This window comes from Microcystis sp. LE19-84.1B (genome assembly GCF_027531875.1).
Taxonomy (GTDB): Bacteria; Cyanobacteriota; Cyanobacteriia; order Cyanobacteriales; family Microcystaceae; genus Microcystis; species Microcystis panniformis.
Genome location: NZ_JAPZSR010000317.1, coordinates 13,251 through 29,105, shown reverse-complemented (window position 1 = coordinate 29,105; position 15,855 = coordinate 13,251). Strand labels below are relative to the sequence as shown.

The following is a 15,855-nucleotide window of genomic DNA, read 5'->3' as shown; positions in this document are numbered from 1 at the left end:
GGAGTAACGTCTCGAAAAAAGGATTGATATTTAACGATTTCTGCCAAAAAAATTGACTAAATCTCGCAATCTCTCGCTATATTCTCCGGTTAAAGCTTCCTGACGATAGCGCCATGACCAATTCCCTTCTGCGACACTGGGTGTATTCATACGCGCATCCGATCCTAAACCTAACACATCCTGTAACGGTACGATCGCCTGATTAGCCACGGAACTATAGGCCAGTCGAATCAGATCCCAAGCCACTCCCTGACCACTGGGAGCGCCAAGATATTGATATAGTCGCGCTTTTTCGTAGTCATTGGCGTTATCCTGAAACCAACCCACAGTAGTATTATTATCGTGAGTGCCGGTATAAATCACACAGTTGCGTTCGACGTTAAAAGGAAGATAGGGATTACCCGCATCACCCCCAAAAGCAAAGTGGAGAATCTTCATCCCGGGGAAGGCAAAGTGATCGCGAAAATCTAGAACTGCTTGGTCAATATCGCCCAAATCTTCGGCAATAATCGGCAATTTACCCAAACGAGCGCCAATAGTATTAAAGAGATCATAACCTGGGGCCTTCAGCCAATGACCATTAATAGCGTTTTCCTGGCCAAAAGCCACGGCCCAATAGGCCTCTAATCCGCGAAAATGATCGATACGGATAATATCGACTAGGGAAAGAACCGCTTTTAAACGGCGTACCCACCAGTCAAAGCCCGTATTTTTGAGATAATCCCAGTTATAGAGAGGATTTCCCCATAATTGCCCCGTTTCTGAGAAATAATCCGGGGGAACCCCTGCCACTTCCAAGGGATTACCGGTTTGGGGATCTAGTCGGAAAACCTGCGGATTTGCCCAAACATCGGCGCTATTATGGGAGACATAAATGGGGATATCACCGATAATCTCGATACCGAGGGAGTTAGCATAGCGTTTTAAGGCTAACCACTGCTCAAAAAACTCAAATTGCAGGAATTTGTGCAGAAAAATCTCCTCTTGTAACTCCTGTTTCGGTGTTTCCAACGCACCCCAATGACGTTCACGAATTTCTGTCGGCCATTCCATCCATGCTTTACCCTGATAAGCGTGGGATAAAGCCATAAATAGGGCGTAATCCTCTAACCAATCAGCATTGCCACCACAAAAGCCGGCAAACTGTTTGTAAAGAATTGTGTCAGAACCCTTGACAAAATTGCTCGCCGCCTTTCTAAGTAGGGGAATTTTCCAAGCGATCAATCGCTCAAAATCCACTTGATCGAGGGGAAAATCGGGAATATCCTCGAAATCTGCCTGACTAAGCAGGTTTTTTTCCCGAAGAATATCGAGACTAATCAGGAGATGATTGCCAGCAATGGCACTAAAACTCATGTAGGGAGAGTTACCGTACCCTGTGGGGCCTAAAGGGAGAATTTGCCAGAGTTTTTGACCACTTTGAGCCAAAAAATCGATAAATTGATAGGCTTCCCTACCTAGTTCTCCAATCCCGTAACGGCCGGGATGACTGGTGGGATGAAGCAAAATACCGCTAGAACGGCTAAAAGCCATGAAAAAACCCCCTTATCAGTGATTCGGTTAGCAGTTATTAAGTGTTTAAAGCTGAATGCTCACTGCTATCTCCAAGCTAACCCGATCTCGATCGATAAGGGCAATACTTAACAACTTTATTAGACCTATAGGACAAAATCAGGCATTACAGCCGTACATTAACAGATCGTTTTTCCAGTGAAAAAGATTCCTTCGGATCACGTTCCACCTTACCCGGGTAGGTGAAACTGGCACTCGTTGCCGTCGGTTTGACGCAGCCTGATAGTTGGCAGAGGGCAGCCCTTTCCTCTTGGGTGAGGGGGCGATCGATAGCTTGGAATTCGTAATATTGGTATTCGCTCATGGTGTGCAACCTATCTCAAGGTTTATGATCGATATGCTGATAATTGTACGGGGATAGTTAGGGTTTAAAGATAAATTCGACAGGACGGGCGCTCTCGGATGTATTAGGAATAGCAAGAATATGCAAATCGCCCGATCTTTACCGATAAGGAAAAAGTTCGGGTGATTCGGTAATTTCCCCGCATCGGTCTTTTCAAGAAATCTAATCTATTCCTTTGGATAGTGGCACGGTCAAAATCGATAAGATTATAATTTCTTTTGTTAAGCACTTTAGCGATCGCTGGATATTTCTGCCATCGGCTATCGCAATTCACTATCAGCTAATTATTAAAATTTATGAAAACAGCCTCATTCGTTGAGATTATCGGAGATAGAGTAGGGATAGGTGAATAAGAGGGAAATAATTAGAGCCTTTTGGCATTGTTCAGCCTAGAGCGTAGAGTAGAAAGGAGGTGTCTTAAGATGACTAACGAAGACGATGATCAACACTTGCCTCTTGCGTGGGAAAAGGGGAAGGTTGTCGCACAATTTTTGGGAGTTATTGCTAACACAGCTATAGCTTTGGTTATTTTCTGGGTTGGCAGTGCTTATAATGCACAAATTGAAAATCAAAAGCTGACACAAGATTTAAGGATCAAATACATTGATTTAGCTCTGGAGATCATCAAAAGCTCTGGAAGTAGTGATGAAATTCGCACTTGGGCGGCTGACGTAATACAGAATAGTTCAAAGTATGTTACTGAAATTCAAATGGGTAAAGAGACCAAGGAAAAACTTAAAGTGTGGGGGTTAGAAGAAAAACAAGCTCAATCAAAAGAAACAAATGTTGGCACACAACAAACCACAACCAATAGTATTACTTTAGATCAAGCTTTACAGGAAGCCTTGACTAGGAATCCTCCTTACACAAGACAGGGTGATACTTCCAAATATACTGACTTTAACCTTTTCATCTGCAATGAAAATAGTTCCGTAGCCACTCCATTAGCCAACTTAATTGCATATAAGCTTGACCAACAAAATCATGGCGAAATTCAGGTAAAGGTTCTTAGTGAGGGGGAAGAGAAAAGTGAGTTTACAACCTTATTACCCAGAGGAGCTATCACTGTAATTACCGATGAAGGTCATCCTGAAAATGGTGAATGGGGTCGTATTAGCGATCTCCTGCAAAAAGCCATAGGAAGCGTTACTGAACCAAGCAATCCTCTATATAAGCAACTGGTTAGCTCACCTGACGACAAAATAAAAATACTTACAACAATTCAGAAGCCTGACATCAAGCAGCAATTCAATGCTGGCAAATACTCTCCTTGGCGCATTAGCATATTCATCTGTCCTAAGCCCTCCGATTGATCGGGCGATACTAATAATTAACCCCTCCCGGTGTGCGTCTATACCCCGAACTTGTCCAACCTTCTCCCACGAGGACTCGCCCTCCCCAACCTGAAAGTATATTACTCTTTACTTCTTTTCTGGGAGAGGGATTGGGGTTGAGGGCAATTAACCATCTCTGCCATTACTTTTGAAAAATGGCATTAGAGAGCGTTAGGCAGGGACAGTGACCGCCGAAATCAGCAAAGACCGTTCAATTCCCCCAAAACAGCCTGATGTTTCTGCCGCGCTGACCTTTCCTCGGTCGATGTGCGCTGGTTGCCGATAGTCGATAGGTGGATTTCGATAATCTCGTCAATTCTTTCGCTCGATGGCATCGAGTTCCCGACATATTTCGGCGGCCAGCCGATAATCCACACTTCCCGTTAAAGTAGCTCCGTCAAAGTGGCTGCCAGCATAGCAGCCGGGGTTATGGCCGCGGGGCAGTTTATCCCGGTTAAAGGTTTGAAAACAAGGGAAGCATCAGGCAGACTAATTATGATAACATATTAATAAATAAGCGGTAAAAATAAAATAAAATTAAGGGGAAAATTAATCATGCAACTAGAAGATTATTTCTTATTCCTCTCCGAAGATGATATTAGAATCAAAGGTCATCGCCTCGGAATTGACAACGTACTCTTTTATTTCTTGGAAGGCTATACTCCAGAAGAAATAAATGCTATCTATCCCGATCTAAGTTTAGAGAAAATCTACGCTACTATTACTTATTATTTACAGAATCGGCAAAAAATTGATGCCTATTTATTGCGCCTCCAGAATTGGCGAGAGACTCGCTATCAAGAATCCTTAAAACATCCTTCACCTCAACGAGAAAAGATGAGAAGAATTAAACAGCAAAGGCAAGATTCTGTCAGGGTATGAAAATCAAGTTTTTACTGGATGAAAACTTATCCCCCCGCTTGAAAGTCGCTGTCTTAAGGTTAAATCCAGAGATAGATATTTTACGCGTTGGAGAGCCGAATACACCACTGTTAGGAACTCTTGACCCTGATGTTTTACAGTATTTAGGATTATCTCAACGACTCTTGGTGACAGATAATCGTACCAGTATGCCTGAACATTTAGAAGAATATTGGCAAAAAAATCAACAAATCTGGGGACTGTTTTGGATACGTCCCACAACAACAATGGGAAAACTAGCCGAAGAATTAATTATGATTTGGGAAACTACCGAAGCGGAAGAATGGATCGATATTGTCGATTGGATTCCTTTTTAATTAATGATATAATAAGATTATTACCGTCCTTTTTATGCTTTATTATTAACTTGAATGACTCGCCAAATTCATGACCAATTTGCTAAGGAATATTTAGAGGAATTACTAACACCTCTAGGGACGATTAGAAAAAGTAAGAAAGTAAAAAGTGAGGTTCAAGAAATTGATGTCTGGTTTGAACCATTTAGCTCACCTCCTCCCACTGAGTTACCTTTAGGGTTACTCGGAAAAATGGCGGCTACTTCCTGTTTGTTTGAACCCTTCCGCAATCCCCCGACCGAGGTAGAGATTCGCAGTTGTTTGTCAAAGTTATACACGGTTCATGGGGATGTCTTGAGAAAAGCGAAACGGTCAAACAAAACTCTGACGGTCGCAGAATTGCCTTTCTTATGGATTCTAACGCCCACCTTTTCAGCTAGAATGATTGAAGATTTCGGGACTCACAGCGATGAGAGTAATTGGTTAACAGGGGTTTACTTTTTAGCGAAGTCTCTCAAAGCGGGCATCATTGTCATTCATCAATTACCAGTAAATGAAGACACCTTATGGTTGAGAGTATTAGGTAAAGGAGGAACTCAAAAACGAGCCGTAGAAGAGTTAGTTGAACTGCCAGAACGCAATCCTTTTCGAGAGAATTTATTAGAAATTCTGGCCAACTGGCGCAAAAACTTAGAATTGAGAGATAATTTAAGTACCGAAGAACAGGAGGACATCATGAATCTATCACCAGCTTATCTAAAGCAACGAGAAGAGTGGAAGCAAGAAGGCACTTTAGAGGGACAACTTTCCCTGATAACCAGTCTTCTGGAAGGACGCTTTGGCAGCCTAGATTCGGAATTATCTGGTCTAGTAGAAAAGATTGCCCAACTTCCCATCTCAGAACGCACCGGTTTACTTCTTTCTTTGGCGAATTTATCCCGCGAGGAATTGTTAAAAAGATTGTAAATTTCGTTTCTCGCTTTTCTTACAGTCGTTCAACGATAATTGTTTTTCTTTTGTTTTTGTTGATAAGCTTCAAATTCGGGGTTACTGGCAAGAATTTGACGGACGCGCTCGCGACTTATGCCGTATTTATCTCCTATTTGCTGATAGCTCAATCCTTGCCTATGGAGTTCTAAAAAATCGTAGCTTTTTTGCAGTTTTTCCTTTCTCTGTGCATCCCGTCTTGGGGTTGGACTCTTATTACTAAGGTGTCCTACTATTTCCCTTCCCAACTCGGTCAAAGAATATTGAGAATCGTGGAAACTAACCAATCCTTGTTTTTCCAATTCTTTCAGTATTTTATGTAATCTGGTTAAATTATTAGCAGTTGTTGCCAATTGGCGAGATGGCTCCGAAAGTATCCGAATTGCCGAATCGATCTCAATCGGATAATCTAACATCCCCTTCAGAATCTGTTTTTGTTTTGCTTGGAGATTAGCGATCATCTCTTCTAAATGTTGAAATTCTTCATTTTTATTTATTGGAATTATCATTGTAATAGACCTCTCCTTAGTCCGATCAAATCACAATCAGGAGATATTGTCAACAACTAACCGTAGCTTACCCAGTCGTTTATGCGTTGCTGATGCACTTTTTAAAAAATGGTGATAAACTCAACTGTACTGGGTACACTCTCCCTATCGGAGGGATTTGAGAAAAAATCGAGAGAAAAAAACGATGAACGAACGAGAAACATCCAACAAAATTGAGGCGGGCGGGGGTTTTCCTATATTACAATATTGGGCAGAAAAAACCCTCTCTCCTCAAGGGGTTAAACTCTGGCAAACCTTAAATCATAAAAGTGCCTGTTTAGCTTGCGCTTGGGGAACGGGAGGACAAAAGGGCGGTTTTGTCAACGAAGCGGGGGAAAGTCTGCAACGTTGTCTCAAAAGTGTCGAGGCAGTTACTTCCGAATTAATGCCAGGTATTAAAACTGATTTTTTTCAGACCTATCATCTCGCTCAATTACAGTCCTTAACCTCCCTAGAATGCGATCGCTTGGGTCGTTTCAGTTATCCCGTCCTCTTAAAAGCAGGAGAAAGTCACTATCAACGTATTAGTTGGGAAGAAGTGTATCGATTAGCCGAACAAGCTTTTCATCAACCGTCCGAGACTCTAGCCTCCTATAGTTCGGGACGTTCTTCTAATGAAGCCGCCTATCTCTTACAATTGTTTTTCCGGGCATTAGGAAGTAATAATTTAGCCGATTGTTCCGATCTCTGTCATGCCGCCTCGACCGTAGGCTTAAAACAGGTTTTCGGCTCTGGAACTTCGATGGTCAGTCTGGAAAGTTTAAAACAAGCCGATTGTGTGGTATTGATCGGTTCTAACGCCCCGGCTAATCATCCTCGCCTGATGAATGAATTAATTCAAATTCGTGATCGCGGCGGTAAAATTATTATTATTAACCCGCAAATTGAAGTCGGATTGGTCAAATTCTCCTCGCCCGCTTTTCCGATTAAATCTTTATTGCGGGGCGGTTCCGATATTTCGACTCTCTACCTACAGCCGATACCGGGTAGCGATACTGTTCTATTCGTCGGATTACAAAAATCTTTAATTGAACAAAATTTAGTGCGGTGGGATTATCTCAAATCCCATACAGAAAATTGGCAATCTGTTATAGATTATGCCCGACAAACACCCTGGGAAACCATTACTAAAACCTGCGGTTTGTCCCGAGAAGAAATTGAAGCAACCGCCGCCCTTTTCGGCAATTTAGAGCGTGTGGTTTTCGCTTGGGCGATGGGGGTTACACAACAGGAAAACGGGGTAGATAATATTATCAGCATTGCCAATACCGCTTTAATGACGGGAAATGCTGGCAAAATCGGAGCCGGAACCATGCCAATCAGAGGTCATTCTAATGTACAGGGCTTCGGTTCTATGGGCGTTACGGTGAGATTACGTCAGGAAATCGCCGAGGCACTTGCTCAACTTTTAGGAAAGCCATTAAATATAACCGGCGGTTATGATACCAGGGCATTAATTGAAGCTGCCGAACGGGGAAAAATCAACACCCTTTTCTGTTTGGGAGGTAATCTTTATGGCGCAAATCCAGATTTAAATCAAGCCAAAAAAGCCTTAGCTCAAATTGATACGATTTTTTATGTAGCTACTAAGCCAAATTTAGGACATTTTCAGGGATTAGCCCGACAAAATACGTTAATTTTACCTGTCTTCGCTCGCTTTGAAAATCCTCACCCGACAACCACCGAATCGGGCAATAATTTTGTCCGTTTTAACGAGCGGGGAAGCAGTCATCTACAGGGTTCCGATATGGATATCATCTCGGAAGTAGAACTATTAACAAATATTGCCGTCAAGGTTTTAGGCACAAACCCAATTGATTGGTCGAGATTACACGATACCGCCTATATTCGTCAGTTAATCGCCAAAACGATTCCGGGTTATCAAAAGATCGGGCAATTAGATCAAACCCAAACAGAATTTACCATTAGCGGACGGATTTTTACCGAACCCCATTTTCCAACATCGACCGGAAAAGCGCAAATGTCTGTCACCCCTTTACCCACTTTAAAAGCACCACAAAAGCAAGATTTCAACCAACCAGAAAATGCCCCCGGAATTACCCTGATTCTCGGAACAGGACGCAGTTATGGACAACATAACACCGTTGTTTATCAAATGGGCGATAAATATCGGGGAATGCCTCACCGTCATTGTTTATTGATCAACGCCGAAGATGCCAAAAAAGCGGGCTTTCAAGAACATCAACGAGTCACCGTTCAAGGAGATGCCGGCAAATTAGAGAATATTGAAATTATTTTCGGTCCGATTCGCGAAGGTGTTGGCTTTATGTTCTATCCCGAAGCTAATGTTTTATTCAAAGCTAAAATTGACCCTCGCTGTGGGACTCCTGCTTATAAACGAGTTCCCGTCTGGGTTTTTTAGTTATCAACTCCTCTAATTTTCTTTTTTGGAAATAATGAAATATAGTTAACCAAGCCAACCAACGAATCGAGCAGAATGAAAAAGCTATGGCCGATTCGATCGCATTTCTGTTATCCTATTCTTACCATTATTAAAATAAGTGGCCATGGGAGAGTTTTTGCTAACCGTATTAAGCATAGCCAGTTTATTTGCCGTCGAGATGGCTACCCCTAGCATTGCAAGTCCCACATCTGGAGCGACGGAGTTGCAACTAGCTCAAAATCCTAACTGTAACAATCCCCAGACTCAAAGCCAAATGAACATTTGTGCCAGCATCGCTTATCAAAACGCCGATCGCAAGTTAAATCAAGTTTATCGACAACTACTGCCAAAACTGTCAGCTGCTCGCAAACAAAAATTAATTGCTGCCCAACAAGCTTGGATTAAGTTTAGAGACAGCAGTTGCGAATTTGAAAGAAGTGCGTTTGAGGGAGGCTCTATAGCTCCCATGATTTACGGTTTTTGTTTGGCAAATGTCACCGAGCAGCGCACCAAAGATTTACGGAGATATTTAGAAGACAGCGATCTCTAAGTCAGAATCGCCGTTGATATTACCGATAATTCCTTAGACGTTTACTGCACAACAGCCTAAGCGGGTGAGGGGAATCGAACCCCTATCATTAGCTTGGAAGGCTAGGGTTTTACCACTAAACTACACCCGCATTTTCTTAGCACTTTCGTTAGTATAACACGAATTGCCGATTTTTGCAAGTAGGGATTTTCAGCTTGTTAATCGCCTCTAGATGGTCATAGATTGCCTAAAAATCCCGATCGCTCGGTTATTTCCCCGATTTGGCTAAAAGTTTTCTCCACGCGATCGAGATCTAGTTGGGAGAAATTATCGATCGCCCAGTTAGACACTCTCTGCATAAAATGGAAGGGATAGGTATGAGCGATTCCCACCACCTGCATTCCCGCTCTTTTTGCCGCTTCGCAACCAGCAAAAGTATCTTCAATCACCAGACATTCCCAGGGTTGCAATTGCAGATTAAAATTCCAACGATTGAATCTTTCTACGGCCAGTAAATAACCATCCGGTTGGGGTTTGCTGGTGCTAATCTCATCCCCGGTGACAATGACACTAAAGTAATCCCCAAGGCCCGTCTGTTGCAAGATTGATTCCACTTCCGAGCGTATTGCTCCCGTCACCAAACCGATTTGTAGATCCCTGGCCTTAACCCGTTTTAAAAAAGAGTATATCTCCTCATAAATAGGAAGTTTCTCTAATTTTTCTAATCTTTGTCGGTATAAACTGGTTTTTTTGTTAATTAACTTGGTCAGATACTCCTCGGTTACTTGACGACCGCGACGGGTGAGAACATTACGCAAACAGACGCGATCGCTTCTTCCCAGACATAACTCCGCAAATTCCGACCCTAGGGGCAGTAAATTTTCTCCGAGCAAGATTTCATTGATTAACTCTTGATGGATTGGTTCATCATTGATGATCACCCCATTAAAATCGAACAGAACAGCCTTTAACATCAATCTTAGACAGAAAAGCTAATAAATACTAAATATTCTTGATTATACTCAAGTTTTTCGTCGGGGCCAGGTGTGGGGAAGCTAAGACCCATTTTCCCCCAATCCCCAACTCCCCACCCCCCCGACATCGGGGGGGTCGGGGGGGTGGGTAGGGTTGATTCATGAATCAACCCTACCTTGAATCAACCCTACTATGAATCAACCCTAGGGGCAGGGGAGGGAGATTCGGCTAATCTAAGAAAAAGCGGTTTAAATGCGTCTTAGCTTACAAGCTAGAAGAACAGCAAGTTTTCCATTTTTGGGCGATAGAAAGGATTAATGCTTTTTCTGCTAGGGGTAAATTGGCTGCCTGTTGGTCGATTATATCGCTTAATTCCCCGATAATCCGATCTTTAGTCTCTTGGGAGTAACTTCTCTGTGCTAAAGCTATTTCTGCGATAACTCGATTTAAACTGCTGATAGCTTGCCAAGTTTGCGGACGTAATGACGGTTCTGCGGCAATGGGGGCAACCTCCAGGGAAGCGATACTATCGGGAGTTGCTGCCTGACTAAACCGGTGTAAAGTCTGGGCGAGACTATACATTTCTTCCCCGTAGGCGAGGGAACGTACCACAGCAAAGGCTTTTTCGGCTTTTTCGGTGTCCTGTTGGTGAAGATACCAAAAACCAGCGGCGGCGGCGCGAGCAGGAGTATCTAGACGGATTTGGCTGTCAGACCAAGAAAACAGTTTCGCCGACGCGGACGCATATTTTAACAATTGCCAATCGGAGGGATTTTCTGCCAGACGGGAGACCCGATAGATAATTTCTGCCTCTGGGAATTGCGATAAAACGCGGTTAACGGCGGCAAGGACAGGAATAAACTGGCGGCTGTACCGAAGGTATTGATTGAGGTTATTAATAGCCGTTTCCCAGTCTTGCTGTAACCATTGTTGTAGAGTCGAGGTTAACCCCGGCAGCGGTAGAGGGGTAATACGGGGAAAAAGTCGTCCTTGTGGACCAGCCAAAAGCCCGATTAGCCAATTATCAGGACGGAAAAAGGCGAATATAAACACCACGCCGAACACCCCGCCCGACACCCCGCCCGACACCCCGCCCGACACCACGCCCCACAGCCAGGCCCCGCCCATCAATAGGCCGAACACCCCGCCCAACACCCCGCCCAACACCCCGCCGAACGCCACGCCCGACACCACTCCCGACACCACGCCGAACGCCCCGCCCGACACCCCGCCCAACACCCCGCCCAACATCCCGATCGACACCCCATGCAACACCCCGCCCCACATCACGCCATCCAGCCCGCCCCACGACCCGTTCCACAGCACCTTGCCCCACGGCGCGCCATCCAGCCCGCCCAACTCCGAGCTCCTCATCGCGCCCGACACCTCGACCGACACCACGCCCAACACCACGACCGACACCACGCCCAACACCACGCCCCACACCACGCCCCACACCACGCCCCACACCACGCTTAACACCCCGCCCGACACCCCGCCCGACACCCCGCCCAACACCACGCCCCACACCCCGCCCAACACCCCGCCCCACACCCCGGCCAACACCACGCCCGACAGCCCGCCCGACACCCCGCCCCACACCCCGCCCAACACCACGCCCAACAGCCCGCCCAACACCACGCCCCACACCACGCCCGACGCCACGCTCCTCATCCCGCCGAACTCCACGCCCAACGCCACGCCCCACACCCCGCCGAACACCCCGCCCAACGCCACGCCCAACAGCCCGCCCAACACCTCGCCCATCAATAGGCCCAACAACACCATGCCCAACACCATGCCCAACGCCATGCCCAACACCCCGCCCAACACCATGCCCAACACCCCGCCCAACACCACGCCCCACACCCCGCTTAACACCACGCTTAACACCACGCTTAACACCACGCTTAACACCACGCTTAACACCACGACCCTCCACACCACGCCCGACCCCACGCCCAACGCCACGCCGAACACCACGCCGAACACCACGCCCAACACCACGCCCAACGCCACGCCCAACGCCACGCTCCTCATCCCGCCGAACGCCACGCCCAACGCCACGCCCCACACCACGCCCACCCAATTAACAGAAAGTCCTAAATTTGCTGCTATGCTACAGATAATCAGAGGGGTAATTACAGTTAAGAGAAGACCCTGAATCCCTAGACGCAATTGTACGGGATGGTTATCGCCGCCGCCTCTCGTTTCCACATACCAGCGCACTGCTTGGGGAAAATAAAACACCCAGTACAACAGCAAAAGATAATCAAAGGGATTCCATAAAGATAAATCGCGTCTGAGTTTAGGGGCGAGATTAATGGTGGGGACGGTGCTTTCCTTCATAATTTTTATCTCTGGCTATTTACCCGGTGATGGTTTATTAAGTAGGTAGGTGTTAACTGTCAAACACCCCCCTTATCAAGGGGGGATTAAGGGGGGATCAAACCCCCTCAAGGTAGAGTTGATTCATGAATCAACCCTACTATGAATCAACCCTAGGGGAGCAGGGGGGATCAAAGACAAAATCTATCTTCTATTTAATCAGAACCACTTAATTATCGGAACTAAAAAGGCTTATATATATTTCGACACGGATTCCCATTATACTAAAAAGTATAGGTCAAATTGAGGGATTTTGTCAAGTCTTTTTTGCCATTAATCTATATAATTGTCGGGTTGCTTACCAGTCATTGTCCTGAAAAAAATTAGGTTCTTCTATTCGTGTTATGCAAGGGAGGGGGTTATAAGGAATGAAACCCCGATAGAGACAGACATTGCTGCGATTTTTGTCAATTGTTTTCGCTCTAGAACGAACTAATCAATTAAGTCTCTTGCCAGATAAGGATTTAGTCAATTTATGCCCCCATATCGAACCATACCAAGTAACGAAGAACCTTCTTTTTCCTCTTCTTCAATCGCCGATTTCGGGACAATGACGACGTTAACCGATTCTTCTACTTCGTTGAATAGTTCTAAAACATATCCTTCCTCACCCCCCTTCGGATGGGCAACTATATCGACAAGAATCGCCGAATCACCCTGCTTAAGATTGTATTCGGGAACGTCGCGGGCTAGGGTCACTTCTTCGTATAGTTGCGCCATGGTTTATTTTTCCTTTCGGGGTTTGAGGGTGATAAATTGAAATTGATGATCTAGGTTTCGTTTTAGCCAAATCGTGACAACGGATAGGGGAACTTGATTACTGCTGATTAATTCCCCCTCGACTCTATAGAAGGTTCCGTATTCGATTAACTGATCAAGTGTATTAATTGATATTGTTTCAAGTTTTTTTTGGGTTTGTAATTGCAGAAACTATTTAAAAATAGGCGTTGGGTTTCATGCTTCAACCCAACCTACGTTCATCTTATATTTAATTCTACCCACTAAAAAAGGCTTATATATATTTTGGCACGGATTCCCATTATACTAAAAAGTATAAGTCAAATCGAGGGATTTTGTCAAGTCTTTTTTGCCATTAATCTATAGAATTTTCGGGTTGCTCACCAGTCAATGTCCTGAAAAAAAATTATGCCCCGATTTGTCAAACAAGCATATATGCAGGGGTTAACCGAGACAGCACAGGAGCCTCTCTTATTCTTTGTGTGATCTCGCGTAGCGAGCGCGTTGCGACCAGTTTAACTTATATAGAACCGATCAATCTTTGTGTCCTTTGTGTCTTTGTGGTTCGTTCCAGTCGCTCGCTGGCGGGAATATATCTTATAAAATACATTTTACCCACCAAACCCAAGAGAGCCGACAGGAGACAAAAACGAGTTATTGGACAGAAAGAGGCGATGGGATGTTATTATTTAAAGCCGATTCCCCGGAAGCAGCCGAATCGATCATCGGGCAGCATCCCCTGGCGAATAGTAGTGGAATAGGCTATTAAAGGAGTGAACCCTGTGCAAATATTCACAACAATCCCCGGTTTACGCACTTTTTTGGCTGATTATCGCCATGATCACAGTATTGCCCTTGTACCAACCATGGGCGCTCTCCATAAAGGTCATGCTAGTCTAATTCGACGCGCAGTGACGGAAGCGGAGGTAACTGTGGTTAGTATTTTTGTTAATCCTCTACAATTTGCCCCCACAGAGGATTTTTCTTGCTATCCCCGCAGCCTTGACAGCGATCGCCAGTTGTGTGAATCCTTGGGAGTTGCTGCTATTTTTGCTCCTAGCGTGGAAACTTTAGGAATTGGTGATTCTGACAGCATAACCGCAGTTTTTCCCCCGATTTCTCTGACTAGCGGGTTATGTAGTGCTTTTCGTCCGGGGCATTTTCAGGGAGTAGCCACAATTGTCACGCGGTTGTTTAATATTATTGCACCGACGATCGCCTATTTTGGCGAAAAGGATGCCCAACAGTTAGCGATTATCCGGCAATTAGTCAGGGATTTAAATTTAGCGATCGAGATTCGCGCTTGTGCTACAGTGCGAGAAACATCGGGATTAGCAGTTAGTTCTCGCAATCAGTATCTATCAGCCATAGAAAGGGAAAAAGCGACAATTATCCCCCAAAGTTTGCAATTAGCTCTCGAAAGTTTTCGTTTAGGGGAAAGACAAAGGGAAAAACTGCTGGCTATTGTCCAAAAAAATCTCGACAAAGTACCAGAATTTCGCTGTCAGTATCTGGATTTAGTCCATCCCCAGAGTTTACAACCGATTGAGCAGATCGAGACAAGGGGCTTATTAGCGATCGCTGGATTGATCGGTCAAACCCGTTTAATTGATAATATTATCTTGTGTCAACGTCGGCCAGTTATCGCTATTGATGGGCCTGCTGGAGCAGGAAAATCCACAGTCACGCGCTTAGTAGCGGAAAAATTGGGGTTAACCTATCTCGATACCGGTGCGATGTATCGCGCGGTGACATGGTTAGTGGTGAATTCTGGTCTGGATTTGTCCGCAGAAGCGGCCATTGCCGAGTTATTATCTTTAGCAAAGATAGAAATAATTCCGGCCGATAGTCCCGAAAATGTGACTATAGTGAAGATTAATGGGCAGGATGTGACTTTAGAGATTCGCTCTCCCGCAATTACCTCGCAAGTGTCCAGAATTGCCGCTCAAAAAGCGGTGCGACAGCAGTTAGTCACCCTGCAAAGACAACTGGGAATGTCGGGGGGAATAGTTGTGGAAGGTCGAGATATTGGTACTAATGTTTTCCCAGAAGCGGAGTTAAAGATTTTCTTGACAGCAACACCCGAAGAAAGAGCGAGAAGGAGATTAAAAGACTTAGAAGCGCAGGGAAATGGGGGTATTAGTCTCGCAGAATTAACCCAAGAGATTGAAAAAAGGGATTATTTGGATAGTAATCGCTCCCTAGCACCCCTGCGAAAAGCCACAGATGCGATCAAAGTTAACACCGATCATCTCACTATTACAGAAGTCACGGAAAAAATCATTGCTCTTTATCATCAAGGAGAAGAAAATCAATGGAGAAGCCTCTAGTTTTTTTAGATACTGATGTTTTGATTTCTTATCTACGAGGAGATCTTGCCAGTGTACATTTATTTGATCGAGAAATACTCGATCGCGTTTGTCTTGCTATTAATGCGATCGTTTTACAAGAGTTATTATTTTTGGCAGAAGTTCGTAATCATCCTGAAATAGTCGATCGGATTCAAGAAAAGGTGACTATCTTGGATTTTGATTTAGTAAAACTTGATCAATATTGGCAAAATGCTAGAGATATTCGCAATATTTTGGTACACTCGAATGATGTTTTAATTTTAAGTAGTGCCGCTAATTGTGATTATTTAGTTACCTATGATCAAAAACTTAAAAAAGCCTCTAGTTATCTATATAACTCTAAACCGATGGTAGTAACACCTGAAGAATTATTAGAGGTTATCTATCAAGAAAATATCCTCCCTTCTAACCTCTCTTGCCAAGGATATAAATCGTCAAATTTCCCCTTAACTCAGGTGATTTAGGGGGA

The 15,855-nt window shown here is 44.5% G+C and carries 14 protein-coding genes, 1 tRNA gene and 2 pseudogenes; 9 read left to right on the top strand and 8 right to left on the bottom strand.

Annotation, left to right across the window (positions count from 1 at the left end; translation table 11 throughout):
* Nucleotides 1-30 precede the first annotated feature (30 nt).
* Nucleotides 31-1,533 carry a 4-alpha-glucanotransferase gene (malQ, locus tag O9324_RS18110; RefSeq protein WP_288140912.1) on the bottom strand — a complete coding sequence of 501 codons (1,503 nt, stop codon included), beginning with the start codon at nucleotides 1,531-1,533 and terminating at the stop codon, nucleotides 31-33.
* A gap of 145 nt (nucleotides 1,534-1,678) precedes the next feature.
* Nucleotides 1,679-1,876, bottom strand: coding sequence for a hypothetical protein (locus O9324_RS18105; RefSeq protein ID WP_288140911.1), 198 nt, complete (start codon nucleotides 1,874-1,876; stop codon nucleotides 1,679-1,681).
* 461 nt (nucleotides 1,877-2,337) lie between these two features.
* On the opposite strand from O9324_RS18105, the gene O9324_RS18100 reads away from it, so the two are divergent.
* The 4 genes from O9324_RS18100 to O9324_RS18085 all read left to right on the top strand — a co-directional run bounded on the left by O9324_RS18100 (nucleotide 2,338) and on the right by O9324_RS18085 (nucleotide 5,432).
* A complete protein-coding gene (locus O9324_RS18100; protein WP_287628796.1) occupies nucleotides 2,338-3,228 on the top strand; it encodes a hypothetical protein in 891 nt (296 codons plus the stop codon).
* 576 nt (nucleotides 3,229-3,804) lie between these two features.
* Entirely contained in the window at nucleotides 3,805-4,131 is a 327-nt protein-coding gene (locus O9324_RS18095) for a DUF433 domain-containing protein (RefSeq protein ID WP_287628798.1), read from the top strand.
* Entirely contained in the window at nucleotides 4,128-4,487 is a 360-nt protein-coding gene (locus tag O9324_RS18090) for a DUF5615 family PIN-like protein (RefSeq protein WP_287628799.1), read from the top strand. Before O9324_RS18095 ends, O9324_RS18090 begins: the two co-directional genes overlap by 4 nt.
* A gap of 54 nt (nucleotides 4,488-4,541) precedes the next feature.
* Nucleotides 4,542-5,432, top strand: a complete 891-nt coding sequence (locus tag O9324_RS18085) for a hypothetical protein (RefSeq protein ID WP_288140910.1) — start codon at nucleotides 4,542-4,544, stop codon at nucleotides 5,430-5,432.
* A gap of 29 nt (nucleotides 5,433-5,461) precedes the next feature.
* Here O9324_RS18085 and O9324_RS18080 read toward each other — a convergent pair whose 3' ends face one another.
* Complete coding sequence (locus tag O9324_RS18080; RefSeq protein ID WP_288140909.1) at nucleotides 5,462-5,962, bottom strand: sigma factor-like helix-turn-helix DNA-binding protein; 501 nt, start codon at nucleotides 5,960-5,962, stop codon at nucleotides 5,462-5,464.
* 184 nt (nucleotides 5,963-6,146) lie between these two features.
* On the opposite strand from O9324_RS18080, the gene O9324_RS18075 reads away from it, so the two are divergent.
* Together O9324_RS18075 and O9324_RS18070 are read left to right on the top strand one after the other, a co-directional pair.
* Nucleotides 6,147-8,384 carry an FdhF/YdeP family oxidoreductase gene (locus O9324_RS18075; protein ID WP_288140908.1) on the top strand — a complete coding sequence of 746 codons (2,238 nt, stop codon included), beginning with the start codon at nucleotides 6,147-6,149 and terminating at the stop codon, nucleotides 8,382-8,384.
* Nucleotides 8,385-8,529: 145 nt separating this feature from the next.
* A complete protein-coding gene (locus O9324_RS18070; protein ID WP_193960749.1) occupies nucleotides 8,530-8,955 on the top strand; it encodes a lysozyme inhibitor LprI family protein in 426 nt (141 codons plus the stop codon).
* Nucleotides 8,956-9,014: 59 nt separating this feature from the next.
* Here O9324_RS18070 and O9324_RS18065 read toward each other — a convergent pair.
* The 3 genes from O9324_RS18065 to O9324_RS18055 all read right to left on the bottom strand — a co-directional run bounded on the left by O9324_RS18065 (nucleotide 9,015) and on the right by O9324_RS18055 (nucleotide 12,258).
* A tRNA-Gly gene (locus O9324_RS18065) sits at nucleotides 9,015-9,085 on the bottom strand.
* Between the two features lie 85 nt (nucleotides 9,086-9,170).
* On the bottom strand, nucleotides 9,171-9,908 hold the full coding sequence (locus O9324_RS18060; protein ID WP_193960750.1) for an HAD family hydrolase: 738 nt from the start codon (nucleotides 9,906-9,908) through the stop codon (nucleotides 9,171-9,173).
* A gap of 265 nt (nucleotides 9,909-10,173) precedes the next feature.
* Complete coding sequence (locus O9324_RS18055; RefSeq protein ID WP_288140907.1) at nucleotides 10,174-12,258, bottom strand: hypothetical protein; 2,085 nt, start codon at nucleotides 12,256-12,258, stop codon at nucleotides 10,174-10,176.
* Nucleotides 12,259-12,619: 361 nt separating this feature from the next.
* On the opposite strand from O9324_RS18055, the pseudogene O9324_RS27550 reads away from it, so the two are divergent.
* A pseudogene (locus O9324_RS27550) lies at nucleotides 12,620-12,851 on the top strand (hypothetical protein).
* On the opposite strand, the gene O9324_RS18050 reads toward O9324_RS27550, so the two are convergent.
* Nucleotides 12,766-13,017 carry a DUF4926 domain-containing protein gene (locus O9324_RS18050; protein WP_190356946.1) on the bottom strand — a complete coding sequence of 84 codons (252 nt, stop codon included), beginning with the start codon at nucleotides 13,015-13,017 and terminating at the stop codon, nucleotides 12,766-12,768. The pseudogene O9324_RS27550 and the gene O9324_RS18050 overlap by 86 nt on opposite strands.
* Nucleotides 13,018-13,020: 3 nt before the next feature.
* Nucleotides 13,021-13,161: pseudogene (locus tag O9324_RS27545) on the bottom strand (DUF6883 domain-containing protein); the annotation flags it as partial.
* A 656-nt stretch (nucleotides 13,162-13,817) separates the two neighbouring features.
* Here O9324_RS27545 and O9324_RS18045 point away from each other — a divergent pair.
* Both O9324_RS18045 and O9324_RS18040 read left to right on the top strand, forming a co-directional pair.
* On the top strand, nucleotides 13,818-15,365 hold the full coding sequence (locus O9324_RS18045) for a bifunctional pantoate--beta-alanine ligase/(d)CMP kinase (protein ID WP_288140906.1): 1,548 nt from the start codon (nucleotides 13,818-13,820) through the stop codon (nucleotides 15,363-15,365).
* Nucleotides 15,350-15,850 carry a type II toxin-antitoxin system VapC family toxin gene (locus O9324_RS18040; RefSeq protein ID WP_002786961.1) on the top strand — a complete coding sequence of 167 codons (501 nt, stop codon included), beginning with the start codon at nucleotides 15,350-15,352 and terminating at the stop codon, nucleotides 15,848-15,850. Before O9324_RS18045 ends, O9324_RS18040 begins: the two co-directional genes overlap by 16 nt.
* Nucleotides 15,851-15,855 lie beyond the last annotated feature (5 nt).